The organism is Pseudomonas triclosanedens, assembly GCF_026686735.1.
Taxonomy (GTDB): Bacteria; Pseudomonadota; Gammaproteobacteria; order Pseudomonadales; family Pseudomonadaceae; genus Pseudomonas; species Pseudomonas triclosanedens.
Genome location: NZ_CP113432.1, coordinates 5,274,323 through 5,293,982 on the forward strand (window position 1 = coordinate 5,274,323; position 19,660 = coordinate 5,293,982).

19 protein-coding genes and 1 pseudogene are annotated in these 19,660 nt (G+C 64.4%); 3 read left to right on the forward strand and 17 right to left on the reverse strand.

What is annotated here, in order from left to right; all coding sequences use genetic code 11:
• Nucleotides 1-102 precede the first annotated feature (102 nt).
• The 7 genes from OU419_RS24435 to OU419_RS24465 all read right to left on the reverse strand — a co-directional run bounded on the left by OU419_RS24435 (nucleotide 103) and on the right by OU419_RS24465 (nucleotide 7,491).
• Entirely contained in the window at nucleotides 103-777 is a 675-nt protein-coding gene (locus OU419_RS24435; RefSeq protein ID WP_254472515.1) for a flavin reductase family protein, read from the reverse strand.
• 25 nt (nucleotides 778-802) lie between these two features.
• A complete protein-coding gene (locus OU419_RS24440; RefSeq protein WP_254472514.1) occupies nucleotides 803-2,302 on the reverse strand; it encodes an amidohydrolase family protein in 1,500 nt (499 codons plus the stop codon).
• Nucleotides 2,299-3,498, reverse strand: a complete 1,200-nt coding sequence (locus OU419_RS24445; protein WP_254472513.1) for an amidohydrolase family protein — start codon at nucleotides 3,496-3,498, stop codon at nucleotides 2,299-2,301. Before OU419_RS24445 ends, OU419_RS24440 begins: the two co-directional genes overlap by 4 nt.
• Before the next feature lie 106 nt (nucleotides 3,499-3,604).
• Nucleotides 3,605-4,657, reverse strand: a complete 1,053-nt coding sequence (locus tag OU419_RS24450) for an extracellular solute-binding protein (RefSeq protein ID WP_254472512.1) — start codon at nucleotides 4,655-4,657, stop codon at nucleotides 3,605-3,607.
• 64 nt (nucleotides 4,658-4,721) lie between these two features.
• A complete protein-coding gene (locus OU419_RS24455; RefSeq protein WP_254472511.1) occupies nucleotides 4,722-5,513 on the reverse strand; it encodes an ABC transporter permease in 792 nt (263 codons plus the stop codon).
• Nucleotides 5,510-6,418, reverse strand: coding sequence for an ABC transporter permease (locus OU419_RS24460; protein ID WP_408004908.1), 909 nt, complete (start codon nucleotides 6,416-6,418; stop codon nucleotides 5,510-5,512). The genes OU419_RS24455 and OU419_RS24460 overlap by 4 nt, the downstream gene beginning before the upstream one ends.
• A gap of 2 nt (nucleotides 6,419-6,420) precedes the next feature.
• On the reverse strand, nucleotides 6,421-7,491 hold the full coding sequence (locus OU419_RS24465) for an ABC transporter ATP-binding protein (protein WP_254472510.1): 1,071 nt from the start codon (nucleotides 7,489-7,491) through the stop codon (nucleotides 6,421-6,423).
• Between the two features lie 140 nt (nucleotides 7,492-7,631).
• Here OU419_RS24465 and OU419_RS24470 point away from each other — a divergent pair, with 140 nt between their 5' ends.
• Nucleotides 7,632-8,318 carry a GntR family transcriptional regulator gene (locus OU419_RS24470; RefSeq protein ID WP_254472509.1) on the forward strand — a complete coding sequence of 229 codons (687 nt, stop codon included), beginning with the start codon at nucleotides 7,632-7,634 and terminating at the stop codon, nucleotides 8,316-8,318.
• A gap of 39 nt (nucleotides 8,319-8,357) precedes the next feature.
• On the opposite strand, the gene yjiA is transcribed toward OU419_RS24470, so the two are convergent.
• The 4 genes from yjiA to OU419_RS24490 form a co-directional block, all read right to left on the reverse strand.
• Nucleotides 8,358-9,356 (reverse strand): GTPase, encoded by a 999-nt coding sequence (gene yjiA / locus OU419_RS24475; protein WP_254472508.1) that lies wholly within the window; start codon nucleotides 9,354-9,356, stop codon nucleotides 8,358-8,360.
• Between the two features lie 181 nt (nucleotides 9,357-9,537).
• Nucleotides 9,538-9,741 carry a YbdD/YjiX family protein gene (locus OU419_RS24480; protein WP_015478970.1) on the reverse strand — a complete coding sequence of 68 codons (204 nt, stop codon included), beginning with the start codon at nucleotides 9,739-9,741 and terminating at the stop codon, nucleotides 9,538-9,540.
• A 12-nt stretch (nucleotides 9,742-9,753) separates the two neighbouring features.
• Complete coding sequence (locus tag OU419_RS24485; RefSeq protein ID WP_254472507.1) at nucleotides 9,754-11,820, reverse strand: carbon starvation CstA family protein; 2,067 nt, start codon at nucleotides 11,818-11,820, stop codon at nucleotides 9,754-9,756.
• A 184-nt stretch (nucleotides 11,821-12,004) separates the two neighbouring features.
• Complete coding sequence (locus OU419_RS24490) at nucleotides 12,005-12,517, reverse strand: DUF3015 domain-containing protein (RefSeq protein ID WP_254472506.1); 513 nt, start codon at nucleotides 12,515-12,517, stop codon at nucleotides 12,005-12,007.
• A gap of 178 nt (nucleotides 12,518-12,695) precedes the next feature.
• Between OU419_RS24490 and OU419_RS24495 the strand changes: the two genes are divergently transcribed.
• Complete coding sequence (locus OU419_RS24495) at nucleotides 12,696-13,064, forward strand: PilZ domain-containing protein (RefSeq protein WP_254472505.1); 369 nt, start codon at nucleotides 12,696-12,698, stop codon at nucleotides 13,062-13,064.
• Between the two features lie 126 nt (nucleotides 13,065-13,190).
• Here the strand turns inward: OU419_RS24495 and radA are convergent, their stop codons facing one another.
• The 3 genes from radA to OU419_RS24510 all read right to left on the reverse strand — a co-directional run bounded on the left by radA (nucleotide 13,191) and on the right by OU419_RS24510 (nucleotide 15,287).
• Nucleotides 13,191-14,567 (reverse strand): DNA repair protein RadA, encoded by a 1,377-nt coding sequence (radA, locus tag OU419_RS24500; protein WP_254472504.1) that lies wholly within the window; start codon nucleotides 14,565-14,567, stop codon nucleotides 13,191-13,193.
• Nucleotides 14,568-14,737: 170 nt separating this feature from the next.
• Nucleotides 14,738-14,968, reverse strand: coding sequence for a hypothetical protein (locus tag OU419_RS24505; RefSeq protein ID WP_254472503.1), 231 nt, complete (start codon nucleotides 14,966-14,968; stop codon nucleotides 14,738-14,740).
• 76 nt (nucleotides 14,969-15,044) lie between these two features.
• A complete protein-coding gene (locus OU419_RS24510; RefSeq protein WP_254472502.1) occupies nucleotides 15,045-15,287 on the reverse strand; it encodes a YdcH family protein in 243 nt (80 codons plus the stop codon).
• A gap of 151 nt (nucleotides 15,288-15,438) precedes the next feature.
• Between OU419_RS24510 and mscL the strand changes: the two genes are divergently transcribed.
• Nucleotides 15,439-15,846 (forward strand): large-conductance mechanosensitive channel protein MscL, encoded by a 408-nt coding sequence (gene mscL, locus OU419_RS24515; protein ID WP_254472501.1) that lies wholly within the window; start codon nucleotides 15,439-15,441, stop codon nucleotides 15,844-15,846.
• 14 nt (nucleotides 15,847-15,860) lie between these two features.
• On the opposite strand, the gene OU419_RS24520 is transcribed toward mscL, so the two are convergent.
• The 3 genes and pseudogenes from OU419_RS24520 to OU419_RS24530 form a co-directional block, all read right to left on the reverse strand.
• Complete coding sequence (locus OU419_RS24520; RefSeq protein WP_254472500.1) at nucleotides 15,861-17,411, reverse strand: TerC family protein; 1,551 nt, start codon at nucleotides 17,409-17,411, stop codon at nucleotides 15,861-15,863.
• A gap of 218 nt (nucleotides 17,412-17,629) precedes the next feature.
• Nucleotides 17,630-18,406, reverse strand: coding sequence for a ferredoxin--NADP reductase (locus OU419_RS24525; RefSeq protein WP_254472499.1), 777 nt, complete (start codon nucleotides 18,404-18,406; stop codon nucleotides 17,630-17,632).
• A 150-nt stretch (nucleotides 18,407-18,556) separates the two neighbouring features.
• Nucleotides 18,557-19,548: pseudogene (locus OU419_RS24530) on the reverse strand (TRAP transporter substrate-binding protein).
• Nucleotides 19,549-19,660: the final 112 nt, after the last annotated feature.

The window sequence follows — 19,660 nt, forward strand, 5'->3', positions numbered from 1 at the left end:
AACGGACCGCGACGCCTGGAAACTGCATCAGAAGTGATGGCGTGAGCGACACGAAAACGCCCGGCGATTGCCGGGCGTTTTTCATTGTGTGCGGGGCGTTATCTACGGAACGAGCTCCTCGCTGCCCACCCAGCGCCGCTCCCCTGCTCCCGGCGCTTGCATCCACTGCTGTAGCGAGCGCGTCGGCAGATCGAAGTACTCCCGCGTGCGCGCATAGCCGTGGCCGCCCATGCGGCCAATGGCATCGAGGCCAAGTTGGTCGATGTACAGAGTCGCGGGGTCGATCAGGTCGTCGCGCACATGGGCCATCAATACTTCGCCCAGGATGATTTCCCGCGACTGACCAATGGACAACGCCATCATCCGCCGACACTCCAGCGCGACCGGCGCCTCGCCAATGCGCGGGCAGCCGACGCGAGTGCCGGGTATGGCGGTGAGGCCGGCGGCGACCAGTTCGTCGAAGCCCGGCTCGAACGGCACGGCGCAGACGTTCATCGCCTCCACCAGCGCGTCGGAGACGATGTTCACGGTGAACTCCTGGTTGTGCCGAATGTTCAGTGTGGTGTCCTTGGGGCTCAGGTCGCTGTAGTTCTCCACGCCCAGGGCGAGGATCGGCGGGTCAGCGGACAGAGCATTGAAGAAGCTGAAGGGTGCAGCGTTGGCGCGGCCCTCTGAATCGATGGTGGTGACCAAGGCAATCGGCCGGGGCACCACGCTACCGATGAGGATCTTGTATTTCTCGCGGGCGGACAGCCGCTGGAAATCGAAGCTGATCATGGGGTAGTCCTTCAGGGCTGGTCGGTCAGGGGTGGCTCGGAGCGTGGGCGTCGAGCAGCGGCGCCTCGGCGCTGTAGGCATCGGCGAAGGGAATCGCTGAATGGAACAGCGTGCGCCACGGCGGATTGCGGAAGGCGCGCTCTGCGTGGTGCTGCATCTGTTTCTGGAACAGTGCGTCAGCGCGGCGCTGCAGGTCAGCGTAATCGGTGCCCGGCACCTGGCCGTCCTGCATCACGCTGCGGCCATCGATGAAGCTGGCGATGCAGTCGTCGCCACGACCGGCGGTGAACAGGTTCTTCAGTGGGTCGAAGAACGGCCCCTGGTGGAAGTGGCCCAGGCGGAACACCGTGATGTCGGCGCGCGCGCCGGGGGCAAGGCGGCCTAGGTCGTCGCGCCCGAGCGCCCGGGCGCCGCCCAGAGTGGCCGCGTTGTAGAGATCAAGCATGCGCGTGTGCTCGGCATCGCCCTCCATCACCCGGGCGATGTTCAGGCCCTGGCGCAGGTTGTCGAGCATGTCCGCCGGGAAGGTGTCGGTGCCCATCGCCAGGTTGATGCCCAGCGCGCGGTAGCGCCCGAAGGAATCCAGCGCATCGCCCTCGCGGGCGAATACCACCGGACAGTGCACGAGGCTCGCTGCGCTGTCGGCTAGGCGTTGCAGGTCGCCGTCGCCGCTGACCAGGATGCCGTGGGGCAGCACGCTGCGCGGGTTGAGCAGGCCGAAGCCGTGCAGCCATTGCAGCGACGAGAGACCGCGCAAACGACGCACCAGGTCCACTTCGTAGCGCGACTGGCAGCAGTGCAGGCGCAGTGGTGCGTTCAGTTCACGCTGCACGGCGGCGGTGCGTTCCAACAGCGCAGGCGTACAGGTTTCGATGCGGTCTGGCAGCAGTGCTCCACGCACCAGGCCACCGTGGGCTCCGTCGAAGTCGCGGAAGAAGCGCTCAGCCTCCTTCAGTCCGGCCAGGCCGGCGGCCTCGTCCCAGTGCTGTGCGGGGCTGCCGTCGGCGCGGGCGTAGGTCATGCCGCTCATGTAGCAGGGGCCGAGGTAGGTGCGCAGGCCCAACTCCGCGGAGAGCGCGGCGACCCCGGCAAATTCGTCGTAGTGCTCGGCCCAGCGCCGGTAGTACATGGAGGTGATCGGCATGGCCGTGGTGATGCCGTTGCGGATCAACTGGGTGAACGCATAGCGGTACTTGAACAACTCCTCGTCCGGGCTGTAACACTCGGTGGGCCCGGCGCGCAGGTAGTCTTCGGACCACACGCGGCCCATGTTCCACTCCGCGCCGTTGTCCAGGGTGAGTACTGTGGAATCGAGGTCGCCGAGGGCGTCGAGGTCAATGAAGCCAGGGCCGATCAGCGCATGGCCATAGTCGATCCACTGGCTGACTTCACCGGGAAAACCACGGCCGACGAAGACGATGCTGCCGTTCTCGAACACCACTTCGCCGTGGCGCCAGAGCACGTGTCGACGGCCATCGAAGCCGACCACGAAGCTGGCTTTGAGACCGATGCGGGACGCACTCACAAGCGCGACTCCACGAGACGACCGTGCTCGGCGATCAGCTTGCCGGCCTTGAACACCTGGCGCTGCGCCGGCCGCGCGACCACCGCTTCGCCGAGCGTCTGCACCGGCAGCAGAAGGAAGTCCGCCGGTGCGCCGATGTCGATGCGCGCTGCATCCCGGCCCAGTGCGCGGGCGCCATTGGCACTGGCGGCGGCGAAGGCCGCGGCGAGGTCGTCGTCCTTGCACAGGTCGAAGCGGAAGGCCAGGAACATGGCGCGCTCGAGCATGTCGCCATTGCCCATTGGCGACCACGCATCGCGGATGCCATCGCTGCCCAGACACAGGTTCACACCGGCATCGCGCAGAGTGAGGAATGGCGGCACCGGCGTGTCGGCCGGCGCGGAACTCATCAGGGAAATCCGCAGGCTGGCGAGGCGCGTGGCCAGCGGTTCGACCTGCTCCCACGGCGCCATACCCAGGCAGTAGGCGTGACTGATCATTACCTTACCTTGCAGGCCGTGGCGCTCTGTGTAATCGGCGATACGGGCGATCTGCCAGAGGCCAAGCTCGCCCTTGTCGTGCAGGTGGATATCCACGCCGCGACCGAACTCCACGGCAAGGCCGAAGACGATATCGAGCTGGGCGACGGGGTCGTCGTCAATGCCGCAGGGGTCGAGGCCGCCGACGTTCTCCACGCCCAGTTGCAACGCCTCGCGCATCAGCTCGGCGGTGCCGGGTCGGCTGACCAGGCCGGTCTGCGGGAATACCACGAACTCCATGTCGATCAGGTCGGCGTAGCGTTCGCGCAGCGCCAGCATCGCCTCGACATGGCGCAGGCCCAGTTCGGGGTCGATGTCCACATGGCAGCGGAAGGTCAGCGAGCCACGGGCGATGCACTGCTCCAGCAATGCACCGGCGCGGACAGCGATGGGCGCTTCGATCTCGCGCAGCACGCGGCGCTCGTTGGCGATGTAGTCCTTGAGCGTGGGCCCGGCGCTGTTGGGGCGCCAGGGCTGGCCCCAGAGGGTCTTGTCCAGGTGGCAATGGCTTTCCACCAGCGGTGGCAGCAGGAGTTGGCCGTTACTGTCGAGGTCGCCGGCCTGCAGCGCGGCGTTGCTCGCGGGGCGGCGCTCGGCGATCAGGCCGTCGCGGATGAGGAAGTCTTCCGCTGCATTGCCCAGCGGACGGATGTTGCGCAGCCAGTAGCTGTCGGTCATGGGGACCTCAAAACGGGTTGAAAGCGGTGCCCCGGACGGGGCGCTGATCGAACCGCAGGATGGATGGGTATCGCTTCGCTCCACCCATCCTGCGAAGAGCGCCATATCAGCCTTTGAGCTTGGACCAGATGCGATCCTGCAACTCGCGGGACTTGTTGCTGCATTCCTTTTCCAGGCGCAGGCGCTGGGCGTATTCCCCGGGCATGTTGATGGCGTCCATCACCTTCCACTTGGCATCGAGCAACTGGTCGGTCTGGATACCGTTGGAATAGGCAATGGCGTTGGTCACCGCAGCGGCGTTCTCCGGCTTCATCATCCAGTTGATGAAGACCTTGGCGTTTTCCGGGTGCGGCGCGCTTTTCGGCACGGCGAAGTTGTCCTGGAAGGAGGCCACGCCCTCGCGTGGGTAGACGTACTTGATGGTGCTCTTCTGCAACGTGGCGCGGGCGGTGGAGCCGTTCCAGTTCTGCATCAGCACCACTTCGCCGGAGGCCATGCGGTCCACGGTGTTGTCCGAGCTGTACATCTTCAGGAAGGGCTTCTGCTTCTGCAGCAGGTCGAGGATTTTCTTGGCGTCCTGCGGGTTCTCGGTGCACTCGTCGAGGTTCAGGTAATGCGCGGCGGCGTTGATCAGACTGCTTGGGGTATCCAGCGCGGCGACCTGCCCCTGGAGTTCCGGGCGCGGCTCGAAGAACTCCTTCCAGGAGTCATCCAGCTTGCCGCCCGGCACCCGCGCGCTGTCGTAGGAGAAGCCGGTGGTGCCCCACAGGTAGGGCGCCGAGTACTTGCGGCCAGGGTCGAAGCCCGGGTCGCGGAACGCCGGCTTCACGTACTGGAAGTTGGCCAGTCTGGGCGTATCGATCTCCAGCAGCAGGTCCTGGTTGATCAGCGTCTGCATGATCGAGTGCGACGGCACGATCACGTCGTACGCGGCGCCGCCGGCCTGCAGCTTCGCCAGCAGGGTTTCGTTGCTGTCGTAGCCGTCCATCGTGACCTTGATGCCGGTCTCCTTCTCGAACTTGGCCAGCAGTTCAACCGGGTAGTAGTCGGTCCAGTTGTAGAAGAACAACTGCTTGGGTTCCTCGGCCTGGGCAGCGCCAGCAGCCAGCAGAGCGAGGGACAGACCGGCCAGGCCGTGACGCAGGGCATTCAACTTCATGGCTTTCTCCGAAAACAAAGAGTCCGAAACAAAGGGTCCAAAAGCGAAAGATCAGCAGCCGTTATCAAGCGTCCGGTTTGCCGCGCTGGCCCAGCCAGTACGACAGCACCACAAGGACGATGGAGATCACCAGCATGAGGGTCGAGATAGCGTTGATCTCCGGTGTCACCCCGGCCTTGATGGCCGAGAAGATGTAGACCGGCAAGGTTGTCGAACCGGGGCCGGCGACGAAGAAGGTCATGATGAAATCGTCGAGGCTGACCACGAATGCCAGCACCGCACCGGAAAGCACCGCCGGCCACAACAGCGGAAGGGTTATCCGGCGGAACACCTGGTAGGGGCTGGCGTAGAGGTCGCCAGCGGCTTCCAGCAGGCTCTTGTCCAGGTCGTTCAGGCGCGCGCGGATTGGCAGGTAGGCGAACGGGATGCAGAAGCCGACGTGGGCGACGATCACCGTCATCAGGCCCAGCTTGATGCCCAGTGACATGAACAGCAGCAGCGTGGCTACCGCGATGACGATCTCCGGCAGGATCAGCGGCAGGTTGATGCCCCCCTCCACCAACCGGCGCCCATAGAAAGGCCGCGAGGTCGCCAGCGCCGCCGCGAGCGCGATGGCGGTGGACAGCACCGTGGCGCAACCGGCAACCACCAGGGAGTTGAACGCTGCCGCCTGGATCGACGGGTTGGCGACAATCCTGCCGTACCAGGCGAAGGAGAACTCGGTCCATACCGTGGCCGAGCGGTTGGCGTTGAAGCTATAGCCAATCAGCACAAAGATCGGCAGGTACAGGTAGGCCAGAACCAGCAGGCTGGTCTCGCGGGTGCCGGGGAGTTTTTTCAGGTGCTGGGCGATCATGCGGAAGCTCCCAGGTGGACGGACTTGGCGGCCCGCCGGCTATAGAGGGCGAAACCGATCAGAGCGAGCAGCATGATGGCCAGCAGCAGGAACGACAGCGAGCCGCCCAGTGGCCAGTTGCGCGCGGTGCCGAACTGCTGCTGGATCAGGTTGCCGATCATCAGCGTCTTGCCGCCACCGAGGATCGCCGGAGTGATGAAGGCGCCCAGGCTGGGCACGAAAACCAGCAGCGAGCCTGCGATCACACCGGGCATGGACAGCGGCAGGATCACCCGCTGCAGCGCCTTCCAGCGGTTGGCGCCGAGGTCGTAGGCAGCCTCGACCAGGCGCCAGTCGAGCTTCTCCAGGGTCGAATAGATCGGCAGGATCATGAACGGCAGGAAGCTGTAGACCAGGCCAACGCAGACGGCGAAGTCGTTGTACAGCAGGGTGATGCCGCCGGCCTGGGGGAACAGCGCGTTCACGCCCTGGGCGATCCAGCCATGCTCGCGCAGGATGATCAGCCAGGCGTAGTTGCGGATCAGCAGGTTGGTCCAGAACGGAATGGTGATCAGCAGCACCATCAGGTTGCGCGAACGCTCGCTCAGGCTGGTCATCCACAGGGCGACGGGGAAGCCGAAGAGGAAGCACAACAGCGTCGTGCCGCCGGCCTGGAACAGCGAACGCAGCAGCGCCTGGGCATAAACCCAGTTGAGTTCGAGGTTGCCGTCGAAGTCTTCCTGGAAGAACAACTGCACATAGCTTTGCAGTTGCCAGTCGGCACCCCAGTCGACGCCGCCGTAGAGGTTGCGCGGCAGCAGGCTGATGTAGCCCATGATCGCCAGCGGAATGGCGATCAGCCCGAGCAGCGTCAGCGCTACGGGACCGAGCAGCAACAGGCGGCGGGAAGTGGGCGACTCGCTCATGCTCAGACCTCCATCAACAGGCAGGCCTGGGGCGGCAGGTGTACCGCCACGGCCTCGCCGACGTCACGGGCGCGCCCGCCCTCGTTGCTCTCCCGCAGAGTGATCTGCGAGGCGTCCGGCAGGCGGCAGCGGTAGAGCGTGGCGGTGCCGACGTACATCACCGTCTCGATCACCGCGCGCAGGTGATGCGGCTGGGACGGGTCCACCAGCTTCGAGCGCTCCGGGCGGAAAGCCAGCTGCACATTGGCACTGCCCAGGCCCGCCGGCAGCTCGCAGGGGATTTCCGCCGCCATGGCGTTGGGATGGAAGCCGCCCTGGCGCATCTGCCCGGGAAGGAAATTGATGTCGCCGATGAACTGCGCGACGAAGCGATGCGTCGGGCGTTCGTAGATCTCGTTGGGCGTGCCGATCTGCATGATGTTGCCGTGGGACATCACGGCAATCCGGTCGGACAGGGTGAGCGCCTCCTCCTGGTCGTGGGTGACGAAGATGAAGGTGATGCCCGCCTCTTCCTGCACGCGCTTGAGCTCGACCTGCATCTCCTTGCGCAGCTTCAAGTCCAGCGCGGACAACGGCTCGTCAAGCAGCAGCACCGAGGGCTTGGGCGCCAGCGCGCGAGCCAGGGCCACGCGTTGCTGCTGGCCGCCGGAGAGCTCGGCCGGCTTGCGTCGCGCCAGGTGCTCCATCTGCACCAGCGCCAGCATCTCCTTCACCCGGCCGGGAATCTCGCTGCGCGCCAGGCCCTGCATCTCCAGGCCGAAGGCGATGTTCTCGCTCACCGACATGTGCGGGAACAGGGCGTAGCTCTGGAACACGGTGTTGATGCGGCGGCGGTACGGCGGCAGGTCGTTGACCCGCTCGCCGCCGACGAGGATGTCGCCGCAGGTGACGTTCTCGAAGCCGGCGATGCTGCGCAGCAGCGTGGTCTTGCCGCAGCCGGACGGCCCCAGCAAGGTGAAGAACTCGTTATGGGCAATGTCCACCGAGACTTCGTTGAGAGCAGGAGCGACGTTGGGATCGTCGGTATAGCGCTTGCTGACCCGACGCACCTCGACTGACGACGAGTGATTCATTTTGGTGCATTCCTCTTGTTTTTGTATGCAATATTTGAATGCAACCTAGAGATAACTGGTTTATTTTTCTTCTGCAACTGGTTTTGCACGGACTGTTTTGCGGCATCCTTTGAAGGGTCAAGCAAGAGGCGGAGTCGCTCATGACGGAGAAACACCCCGAGTCCACGGTGGAACGTGTCTACCAAGGGGTTTACGAGGCAATCAGCAAGCGCAGCCTGCGCCCGGGCATGAAGCTTGGCGAAGCCGCGCTGGCGGAATTGTTCAAGGTCAGCCGCACTTCGGTGCGCGCGGCGCTCAAGCAGTTGGAGGCGGACGGGCTGGTGTCCACCGCGCTCAACAAAGGTGCATGGGTATCGCTGCCCAGTGATGAGGAGATCCGCTCGCTGTTCGAAACCCGGCGGCTGATCGAGATCGGCATCGTCAGCGAACTCTGCCGCCGCGCCGACAGCGCGATCATCCAGGACCTGCGCGACCACGTAGCGCTGGAAAACGCGGCCCACGACCATGACCACGCGCAGTTCGTCCAGCTACTGGGCGAATTCCACATCAAGCTCGCGGCGGCGCTGAACAACCCGGTGCTGCTGGACTTCTTCCGCAAGCTGATCGAACGCGCCTCGCTCTACGCCACCACCCTGGACGACGACCAGCACGGCACCTGCCGCGAGAACGAACACCTGCGGCTGATCGAGTACATCGAGGCGGGCAACCAGGCGGCGGCCATCGAGCTGACCTGCATGCACCTCAACGGCATCGAGCAGGCCATCCTCAAGGCCGCGGGCAATCTGAAAGCGGACTACCACCCGCTCAAGCACCTGATCAGCAGTTGATGCACAGAAAAACGCCCGGCTGGCACCGGGCGTCCCCGGTCAGGCGGCGGGACCGCCCGTGATGGCTTCAAAGCCTTGGCGTATCTGGTCTTCCGGCAGGTTGTCGCCGATGAAGACGATCACGCTTTCGCGCTTCTCGTCACCCCGCCACTCGGTATCCCAGTCGAAGCCGTACAGCCGCAGAACCCCCTGGAACACCAGGCGCCGCTCCTCGCCGGCAATGTTCAGCACGCCCTTGTAACGCAGCAGCGAGTTGCCGTGCCATTGCAGCAGATCGTCCATGAATTCGCTGAGGCGCTCGATATCCAGCGGTTTTTCGCTGCGCAGCACGAGGGTGGTGATGCGGTCGGTGGTGTCCGCCGCCGGGCGTACGGGGCGCAGCAACGGGCGCAGGCCGATGTCTGCGTTGAGGTTGAAACCACGCACGTCGAGCAACCGCTCCAGCGCGATGGAGCCATGCTCCACCGCGTGGATCTCAGCGCGGCGGTTGATGCGTTGCAGGCGCTCCAGCAGGGCGTCGTACTGCTCGGGCGAAACCAGGTCGCGCTTGCTCACCAGGATGCGGTCACCGAAGCCAACCTGGGCCTGGGCGATGGCTTCCTGCAGATGGCGGTCAGCGTTGGCAGCGTCCACCAGGGTGATGATGCCGTCGAGCAGGTAGCGCTCGCGCAGGGTCTCGTCGACGAAGAAGGTCTGCGCCACCGGTGCCGGATCGGCCAGGCCGGTGCACTCGATCACCAGGCGGTCGAAGTCCAGTTCGCCGTTGTCACGGCGCTCCAGCAGGACGTAGAGGGCGCGCTCAAGGTCGGTGTTGATGGTGCAGCAGACGCAGCCGTTGGACAGCGTCATCACCTGCACCGCGTCGTCGCCCAGCAGTTGACCGTCGATGGGCGTCTCGCTGAACTCGTTCTCGATCACGGCGATCTTCAGACCGTGCTCGGCCTTGAGGATGTGCTTGAGGAGGGTGGTCTTGCCGGCTCCGAGAAAGCCGGTGAGGACGGTTACCGGAATCTGCGGTGCGCTTGCGGAATCGGTCATGGGAACATCCAGGCAATCAGAAATGAAAACGGGCCGCGATCGCTCGCGGCCCGTCCAACGCTCGATGAAACGTCGGCGAGGCAACCGAGGCAAGGCGCCAGTGGCCGGAAAAGGCGGAGTCTACTGCAGTAGAAGGGCACTTTCCCGGCCACTGGCAACGCGGCATCGGCCACGCCGCCGATCAGCAGCAGCGGATGGGGCGTCCCTTGCCGCCACCGTAGCGCGCCTCCTGGCGCTCACGGAAGAATTCCTCGTAGGTCATCGGAGTCTTGTCCGGGTGCTTGTTCTGCATGTGCTGAACGTAGGTGTCGTAATCGGGCATGCCGACCAGCATGCGAGCGGCCTGCCCGAGGTACTTACCCATGCGGCTGAGGTCGTTGAACATGATCTACCTCCGTCAGGCGTCCGGGATCGGCTGGAACGGAGCCTCATTGTCGGTGCGCTCCTTCTTGCTCCAGGCGCTGGCGCCTACCTTGATGGCGTACACCAGCACGCTGAACACCACCAGCAGGAACAGCACGGTGAGGCCGGCATTGATGTAGGCGTTCATCATCACGTGCTGCATCTGGCCGATGTCCTTGGCCGGGGCGATGATCTGCCCGGCATCCAGGCCCGCCGAGTACTTCTTGCCGAGGGCGATGAAGCCGACCGCCGGGTTGCTGTCGAAGATCTTGATCAGGCCGGCTGTAGTGGTGCAGATCAGCAGCCAGGCAGCCGGCAGCGCGGTCACCCAGACGTACTGCTGGCGCTTCATCTTGATCAGCACGACGGTAGCGAGCATCAACGCGATACCGGCAAGCATCTGGTTGGAGATGCCGAACAGCGGCCACAAGGTATTGATGCCGCCCAGCGGGTCCACCACGCCCTGGTACAGCAGCCAGCCCCACAGGGCCACGCAGCCGCCGGTACCGACGATGTTGGCGCCCCAGGAGTCGGTTTTCTTCAGGGCCGGCACGAAGTTGCCCAGCAGGTCCTGCAGCATGAAGCGACCGGCACGGGTGCCGGCATCCACCGCGGTGAGGATGAACAGCGCCTCGAAGAGAATCGCGAAGTGGTACCAGAAGGCCATCGTGTTCTCACCCGGCAGCACCTGGTGAAGGATGTGCGCAATGCCCACGGCAAGCGTCGGCGCGCCACCGGCACGGGCGAGGATGGTGGTTTCGCCGATATCCTTGGCGGTCTGGGTCAGCACCTCCGGAGAAATCACGAAGCCCCAGCTGCTGACAGTGGCGGCTACCGCGTTGACGTCGGTACCGACCACAGCCGGCGGGCTGTTCATGGCGAAGTAGATGCCCGGCTCGATCACCGAGGCAGCGACCATTGCCATGATGGCCACGAAGGACTCCATCAGCATGCCGCCGTAGCCGATGTAGCGTGCATCGGGTTCACGGTTGAGCAGCTTGGGCGTGGTGCCCGAGGAGATCAGCGCGTGGAAGCCGGAAACGGCACCACAGGCGATGGTGATGAACAGGAACGGGAACAGGCCGCCCTTCCACACCGGGCCGGTGCCGTCGGTGAACTGGGTCAGGGCAGGCATCTTCAGCTCCGGCGAGACGATCAGGATGCCGATGGCCAGGGCGACGATGGTGCCGATCTTGAGGAAGGTCGACAGATAGTCCCGCGGCGCCAGCAGCAGCCATACCGGCAGCACCGAGGCGATGGCACCGTAGGCGATCAGCATCCAGACGATCTGCACGCCGTGGAAGGTGAACACCGGAGCCCATTCCGGACTGGCGGCGACTTGCCCGCCCAGCCAGATCGAACCCAGCAGCAGGGCCACGCCAACCACGGAAATCTCGCCAATACGGCCTGGGCGGATGTAGCGCATGTACACACCCATGAGAATCGCGATCGGGATGGTCGCCATCACGGTGAACATGCCCCACGGGCTCTCGGCCAAGGCCTTCACCACGATCAGGGCGAGTACCGCGAGGATGATGATCATGATCAGGAATGCGCCGAACAGAGCGATGGTCCCCGCCACCTGCCCCATTTCCTCGCGTACCAGCTCACCCAGCGAGCGACCGTTGCGCCGGCTGGAAATGAACAGGACCATGAAGTCCTGGACGGCGCCAGCCAGCACCACACCGGCGATCAGCCAGAGCGTGCCGGGCAGGTAGCCCATCTGCGCCGCGAGCACGGGACCGACCAGCGGGCCGGCGCCAGCGATGGCGGCGAAGTGGTGACCGAAAAGGATGTGCTTGTTGGTCGGGACGTAGTCCAGGCCATCGTTATTGAGGACCGCGGGGGTCGCTCGATTGGGGTCGAGCTGCATCACCTTGGTGGCGATGAACAGACTGTAATAGCGGTACGCAACCAGGTAGATGGCAACGGCTGCGACGACGATCCACAGCGCATTGATGGCTTCGCCGCGGCGAAGCGCCACGACTCCTAATGCAAAGGCACCGACTATCGCCACCACCAGCCATGCGAGGTGACGCAGCAGGTTGTTGTTATTGTTCATAGCGAGGCTTCCGACAGTTTGAAGGCGAGAATTCGCAGAAAAATTCTAGTCTTTTCCCACGACCCATTCATACGACCTTAGTCTAGAGCGGTTACGTGCTTATTGCCGGACGTCGAAACGCGCCGGCCACCCTGCCCAAAAGAAAAGCCCGCCTGGTAGGCGGGCTCGTACGAGCGGTTCTGGATCAGACCGGCTGCTTGGCGTAGCGCGAAAGAACCTGGTCGCGGCTCATGACTTCCAGGGTGTTGTTCAGCACTTGTTCGCCCGTGGTGTTCTGGGCAGCGAAGATTTCTCCGTAGTGCTGTTGAGTCACCTGGGCGAAGTGCGCGCGATCCTTGGTCGGAACGCCCAGCAGGACAGCATAGGCATCCAGCGCCTCGCCATGCCCCTTGGCCATGTCTTCGGCGATGTTGTCGAGCATGCCATTCATGGCGAAGATCGAGCGACCGCCATAGGTGATGCGCTGGTTGGCGTCACAACCGTTGGTACCGGAGGTAAGGCCGAAGGTGGCGTTGCCGGAAGTGCCGTTGGTGGTAGTGGCCAACAGGTGCGGGAACAGGCCACGCTGACCTTCGAATGCCATGTTGCCCCACCCGCAACCCTTGCCGCTCTGCCCTGCCTCGTCAGCTTGCGCCAACAGGCTGGCAGCGCTCAAAACACCAAAGATCAGCCCCTTGCTCAGGAGTTTCTTGTCCATGCTCTGCGCTCCGCAGTTGAGTGTTTGATTTCCGCCCAAGGAGCTTTGGCGAGGGGCGGCTACCTGTCAAACCGGAAGCAGGCTTGCCGGTCGGGTAAATCCTCCTAAACACCGGTAGGACATGTTGACCGGTGCTTGTCTATAGTGAGGCGAACCCGATTGGCCGGAGTACCAGGACATGAGCGACGATCATGCCGAGCGGCGGCGCTTTCAACGCATCGCCTTCGATGCAGGGACAGAAATCAGCCAGGGCGACCGGCGCTGGAAGGTCGCCCTGCTGGACCTGTCATTGCAGGGGCTGCTGGTCGAGCGCCCCGAACACTGGGATGTGGTAGCCGGCGAGCCGCTTCAGGTACGCATCTACCTGGGCTTCGATGCCAACGTGTACATGGAAGCGGACCTGGCGTGGGAGCGCGAGGGGCTGCTGGGCTTCACCTGCCGGCATATTGACCTCGACTCGATCAGCCACCTGCGCCGCCTGGTGGAGCTCAACCTCGGCGACGAAACCCTGCTGGAACGCGAGCTGACGCTGCTGGGCGAGCATTGAGCGGGGCCTGCTCCAGCATCCCCCGCACGCGGCTCCTGGTGGGCATCGCTACGCTCCACCCATCCTGCGTATCCGATCACGAACGGGGCCCGGCATTAAGCGGGAACCGAGCCATCCGCGCAGACCTTACTCGAACAGCGCGTCGAGCGCCTGCTCCAGGCGCGTCACGGCGATGACCTGCAAGCCAGGCGGCGATTCCTTCGGCGCATTGCCCTTGGGCACGATGGCGCGCTTGAAGCCATGCTTGGCAGCCTCCTTGAGACGCTCCTGGCCACTGGGTACCGGACGCACCTCGCCGGACAAACCCACCTCGCCGAACACCAGCAACTGGTGATCCAGCGGCCGGTTGCGCAGACTGGACATCACCGCCGCCATCAAGGCCAGGTCCGACGCCGTCTCCAGCACCTTCACTCCCCCCACCACGTTGAGGAACACGTCCTGGTCGTAGGTGGGGATGCCGCCGTGGCGGTGCAGCACCGCCAGCAGCATCGCCAGGCGGTTCTGGTCCAGGCCCAGGGTGACGCGGCGAGGGTTGGCCAGGTGGCTGGTGTCCACCAGCGCCTGCACCTCCACCAGCATCGGCCGCGAGCCTTCCCAGGTGGCCATCACCACGCTGCCGGGCACCGACTCCTGGGCGCGGGTGAGGAAGATCGCCGATGGGTTGGAGACCTCCTTCAATCCGCGGTCGGTCATGGCGAACACACCCAGCTCGTTGACCGCGCCGAAGCGGTTCTTCACCGCGCGCAAGAGGCGCAGGCGGCCATCGGACTCGCCCTCGAAATACAGCACGGTGTCGACCATGTGCTCCAGCACGCGCGGGCCGGCGAGCGCGCCCTCCTTGGTGACGTGACCAACCAGGAAGATCGAGGTACCGCTCTGCTTGGCGAAGCGCACCAGCAGTGCTGCGCTCTCGCGCACCTGGGCGACACCGCCCGGGGCCGATTGCAGTTGTTCGGTGAAGATGGTCTGGATCGAGTCGATCACCATCACTTTCGGCCGCTCCTGGCGCGCCGTGGCGATGATGCTTTCGATGCAGGTCTCGGTCATCACCTTGAGCTTGTCTTCCGGCAGGCCCAAGCGGCGGGCGCGCATGGCGACCTGCTGCTGGGACTCTTCGCCGGTGACGTAGAGCGCCGGCAGGCGCGTGGCGATGTTGCAGAGGGTTTGCAGGAGGATGGTGGACTTGCCGATACCTGGGTCGCCGCCGATCAGCACCACCGAACCATCGACCAGCCCGCCGCCGAGCACGCGGTCCAGTTCCGCCGAGGCGGTGGAGAAACGAGGCATCTCTTCGACGCTGACTTCGGCAAGGGTCTTGATGTTGGCCTGCTGCCCGGCCCAGCCGCCGCGCCCGGAACTGCTGCCGGAGCCGCCGGTGGGCGTGGCGTCGACGACGGTCTCGACCAGGGTGTTCCAGGCGCCGCAATCAGGGCACTGGCCAGCCCATTTCGGATAGGTGGCGCCGCACTCGGTGCAGCCGTACATGCGCTTGGCCTTGGCCATTGGCGGACTCCGTCGAAGACAAAGCACGCATCATAGCCAATCGGGCCAGGCGCTTCAGGACCTGTTTTCGATCTCTCGAACGAGAGCGGAATACGTAGAATCAGAGGAAGGAGCGCAGCTTGCGCGGCGCGCGAGCACGACTCGCTCCTTCGCGGTGGAGCCGGAGCGTATCAGCCCGCCAAGCGGCGATACTGGCACTCCATGTCGTGCTTGAGGCTTTCGCGGCGCATCAGCAGCGAAGCCAAGGTACATTCGGGGCGCTCGATGCCCTCCTCCACGCGACCGATACGCTGGTCCAGCAACTCGTACTGCAACTTCAGCCGGACCAGGCGTTCCTGCGCTCGCAGGGCATCGCGGGATTTGACGGAGGACTTGCCGAGAGTGGAGATGGATTTGCGCATGGCGGTGGCACCAGCAGGAAAAAGATGACAGGAGCCTACGCCTCGCTCCCCCCCACACCCTTGACTTCAATCAAGCTCAGGAGGATCGCCTGAGCAGGTCGGCGATCTCGTCCTTCAACGTCACGCGCTGCAGCTTGAGGGAGTTGAGAGAGAGGTCGTCCATCGCCTCACGGCCGTCCTCGATGTCGTAGATCTTGCGGTCCAGTTCCTCGTAGCTGGCGGCCAGCCTGGTGAAATGGGCGTCGTTCCCATGCAACCGGGTCATCAGAGCCTTCTGGTCGGGAAACTCGCGGACTAGCGGATGGTGCTCGAGCGGCATGACAGGCCTCCTCTGCGGGTGGGTTGCCCACTAAGCCTAGACCACCGGAACGCACGTCCCAACGCCGCTGGTCACGGCAATTGAAGGTGCTCGCATCACGGCGGACCGCTAAACTGCCCCTGTCCCTCTTTCCGTTACAAGGAGTTCACGCATGAGTCTGTTAAGCGAATTCAAGGCCTTCGCCGTCAAGGGCAACGTGGTCGACATGGCCGTCGGTATCATCATCGGCGCCGCATTCGGCAAGATCGTCTCGTCCTTCGTCGGCGACGTGATCATGCCGCCCATCGGCCTGCTGATCGGAGGGGTGGATTTCTCCGACCTGGCGATCACCCTCAAGGCCGCCGAAGGCACCACACCCGCGGTGGTGTTGGCCTACGGCAAATTCATCCAGACCTGCCTGGACTTCCTGATCGTGGCCTTCGCCATCTTCATGGGCGTGAAGGCGATCAACCGCTTCAAGCGCGAAGAAGAAGCCGCGCCAGCCGCACCGACCAAGGACCAGGAACTGCTGAGCGAAATCCGCGACCTGCTCAAGGAGCAGCGTAACCGCGCTCCCTGAGCCGCCGCGGTCCGTCAGGCCGGCGGTATGAGCAGCAGGTGGCCGATCCGGCGCTCGCTGACATCGAGCACCTCAAGGTGCCAGCCGCCCAGCTCCAGCGTATCGCCCTTGGCCGGCAAGCGGCCAAGGTGCTTCAGCGCCAGGCCACCCAGGGTCTGATACTCCGCGGTCGGGCGGGCATGGAAGCCCACCCGCTCGGCCAACGCTGCCAGCGTTACCGCACCGTCCACGCGATAGCCGCGCGAATCCGCTTCGATATCCGTACCGGACACCTCGCTGGCGTCCGGCAGTTCGCCGGCGATGGCCTCCAGCACGTCGGTCAGGCTGAGCATGCCTTCGAAGCCGCCGAACTCGTTGACCACGAAGGCCAGGTGAGTCGACGCCTCGCGCATCTGCTCCAGCGCGCTCAGCACCGTGCTGCTGTCCGGCAGGCTCAGCGGCTCGCGCAGCAGCGGCAGGATGTCCAGCTCGCGGCCTTGCAGCAGATCGGCGAACAGCTCCTTCTTGTGCACGAAGCCCAGCGGCTCGTCGATATTGCCGTCACGGATCACCAGCAGGCGCGAGTACGGCGACTCCAGCAGCGCACGGCGAATGTTCTCCGGGCTGTCGGCCACGTCCACGCGGTGCACGCGCTGGCGGTCGATCATCACCGCCTTCACCGGGCGCTCGGCCAGGCCCAGCACACCGCTGATCATCACTCGCTCGCGACGGTGGAACGGCGCATCGCCGCCATCGTCCGGGCCCACCATGTCGGCGATTTCATCACCGACTTCATCGGCCTCGACCTTGCCACCCATCAGGCGCAGCACCGCATGGGCGGTCCGCTGGCGCAGGCCACGCTGGCCGCGCAGGCTCTTCTGGCGGCGCCAGCGTACCAGTTGGTTGGCCATCTCGATCAGCAGGCTGAAGCCGATGGCGGCGTACAGATAGCCTTTCGGAATATGGAAGCCCAGCCCCTCGGCGGTCAGGCTGAAACCGATCATCAGCAGGAAGCCCAGGCACAGCATGATCACCGTCGGGTGTTCATTGACGAAACGCGTCAGCGGCTTGCTGGCGACCATCATCAGACCGATGGAGAAGATGACCGCGATCATCATCACTTCCAACTGGTCGACCATGCCCACAGCCGTGATCACCGCATCGAGGGAGAACACCGCGTCAAGCACCACGATCTGTGCCACCACCGGCCAGAAGGCCGCGTACACGCGCTTGCCCCCGGCCTGATGCACGCGGCCCTCCAGGCGCTCGTGCAGTTCGAGGGTCGCCTTGAACAACAGGAACAGACCACCGAACAGCATGATCAGGTCGCGTCCGGAGAAGGTCTTGCCGAACACTTCGATCAGCGGCGCGGTCAGCGTCACCAGCCACGAGATGCTGGCCAGCAGGCCCAGGCGCATCAACAGCGCCAGCGACAGGCCGATCAGCCGCGCGCGATCACGCAGGTGCGGCGGCAGCTTGTCCGCGAGGATCGCAATGAAGACGAGGTTGTCGATGCCCAGCACCAGCTCCAGCAGGATCAGGGTGAGCAGGCCGAGCCAGGCCGTGGGGTCCATCAGCCATTCCATATCGGTCGACCTCGCTGGGTACGCGCCGTGGCAGGCTGGGTAGCATCATTCGCGAACGCGGATGCCGGGGGAGGTTCGCCGGCCACCGGAGCTACCGGGGTCGGCGTGGTACTTTGACTGTCCATCAGGGTCCAGTGAAGGGAAAACGAACGCTTATCCTACGGTCAAAGCGCCCGCCTCCTAAGTGGACAATCTTTTCAAAATCTATCGAAGCGCCGTTACCAATAGTTCTCCACCGCGATCTGGCCGGGCTTGCGCGTCAGCGCCAGGCTCATGCCACGTGCCTTGAGTACCGCCCGCGTGTCTTCGATCATCTGCGGATTGCCGCAGAGCATCACCCGCGAATGTTCCGGCGTGAGCTCCAGCCCGGCAGCGCGCTCCAGCTCGCCGTTCTCGATCAGCGTGGTGATCCGCGCATTCAGGCAGCCGGGGATCTGCTCGCGGGTGACCACCGGAATGAACTGCAGCTTGTGGAAGTACTCTGCCAGGTGCTCCATCCCGCCGAGGCTGGCGATCAGGTCGCGATAGGCGAGCTCCTTTTCCTCACGGGCGCTGTAGACCAGCTTGATGGTCTCGAAGCGCTCCCACACTTCGAAGTCCTGCAGGATCGACAGGAACGGGGCGAGGCCGGTGCCGGTGGCGAGCATCCAGAGATCGCGGCCATCGGGGAAGCGGTCGAGGGTCAGGAAACCGAAGGATTGGCGGTCCACCAGCAACTGGTCGCCGACTCGCAGCCGGCTGAGCTCGCTGGTGAACTCCCCGCCCGGAACGACGATGGAGAAGAATTCGAGAAAATCGTCGTGGGGCGCCGACACCATCGAGTAGGCGCGCCAGACGATGCTGCCGCCGGGCTTGTACGCGCCCAGGCGGGCGAACTGCCCGGCACGGAAGCGGTAGCCGCTGTCGCGGGTAGTGCGCAGGGTGAACAGGCTGGGCGTCAGAGTCTGCACTTCCAGCAGGGTCTGGCGGGTGAACTTCTCTTCGCTGGCGGTCATCGTCCGCTCCTCTTGCAGGGACCCGATCATTTTCCCGTATTGGCGGCGCCAGAAACACCCGCAAGGCTTGTGGTCATCCTCCACGCAAGCGATCACGGCCAACACCAGGCCGACCGTAACCGATTTCCCCGCACCGGGGCCTGCCAGGAATCAGCGCTTGCGGTTGACCACCTGGGCAGCGCGCAGCACGTCGCTGCCGATCTCGCCCTCGAACTGCTTCCACAGCGGCTGCATGGCGGTGCGCCAGGCCTCGCGCTCGACCGGGGTCAGGCTGACAATGTGTGCCTTGCCATTGGCCAGCACGCGCTCGCGTTCCTTCTGATTCAGTGCTTCGGCGTCCTTGTTTACCTCAACCGTCACCTCCTCCTGATCGCCTCCAGTTGAGTGCGTACCGGGTAAGGCATGCTGTTCCAGAACTTCTGGTTGCTGATCAGCATATAGCTGAGCACGCCGTGGTTGGTTTCGGTGATGAACGGCTGCACGCTGTCGAGCTTCTGGCTGCCGATGTTCGACCAGGTGTTCTCGGTGCCCTGCACCTTGCCGTCCTGCAGCGCCTTGAAGGTCTCGGCGAAGGGCAGCCGGACGGCCTTGGCGTCGAGCAGGCCGAACTGCGCGTCGAGTACCGACGACGGCTGGATGCGGAAGCTCAGGCCCTTGGCATCGGCGGGTGCGCGCAGTTCGCGGTTGGCGGAGAGCTGCTTCATGCCGTTGTTCCAGTAGGCCAGCCCATAGATGCCCGACGTGGCCATCGAGCGCAGCAGCTCGCGGCTCTTGTCGCGCTTCTGGAAGCGCTTCACCGCCTCCAGGTCATCGAACAGGAACGGCAGGTCGAAGACGTCCAACTGCTTGGTGTATCCCTCGAACTTCGACAGCGACGGCGCCAGCATCTGCACCTTGCCGTCGCGCAGCGCCTGCAACTCTTCGGCATCGCCGTACAGCGTGGAATTGGGGAATACCTCGACCTTCACCTGGCCGGCCAGACGCTCCTCCACCAGCTTCTTGAACAGCAGCGCACCGCGCCCTTTCGGGGTGTCGTCGGCAACTACATGGGAGAACTTGATCAGGATCGGCTCATCGGCGAAAACCGGCTGGGCCAGGGTGAACAGAGCGGACAGCGCCACCCCGAAAAACGACTTGTACATCGATATCCTTATGCAATGGCAATAGCCCGGCGCGCGAGCGGGCTCGCGTGTCGAGGTTCCGTGAAGACTTGTCAGGAGGTGGCCGCAAGGTCGGCGGGAGATGGTCCCGGGA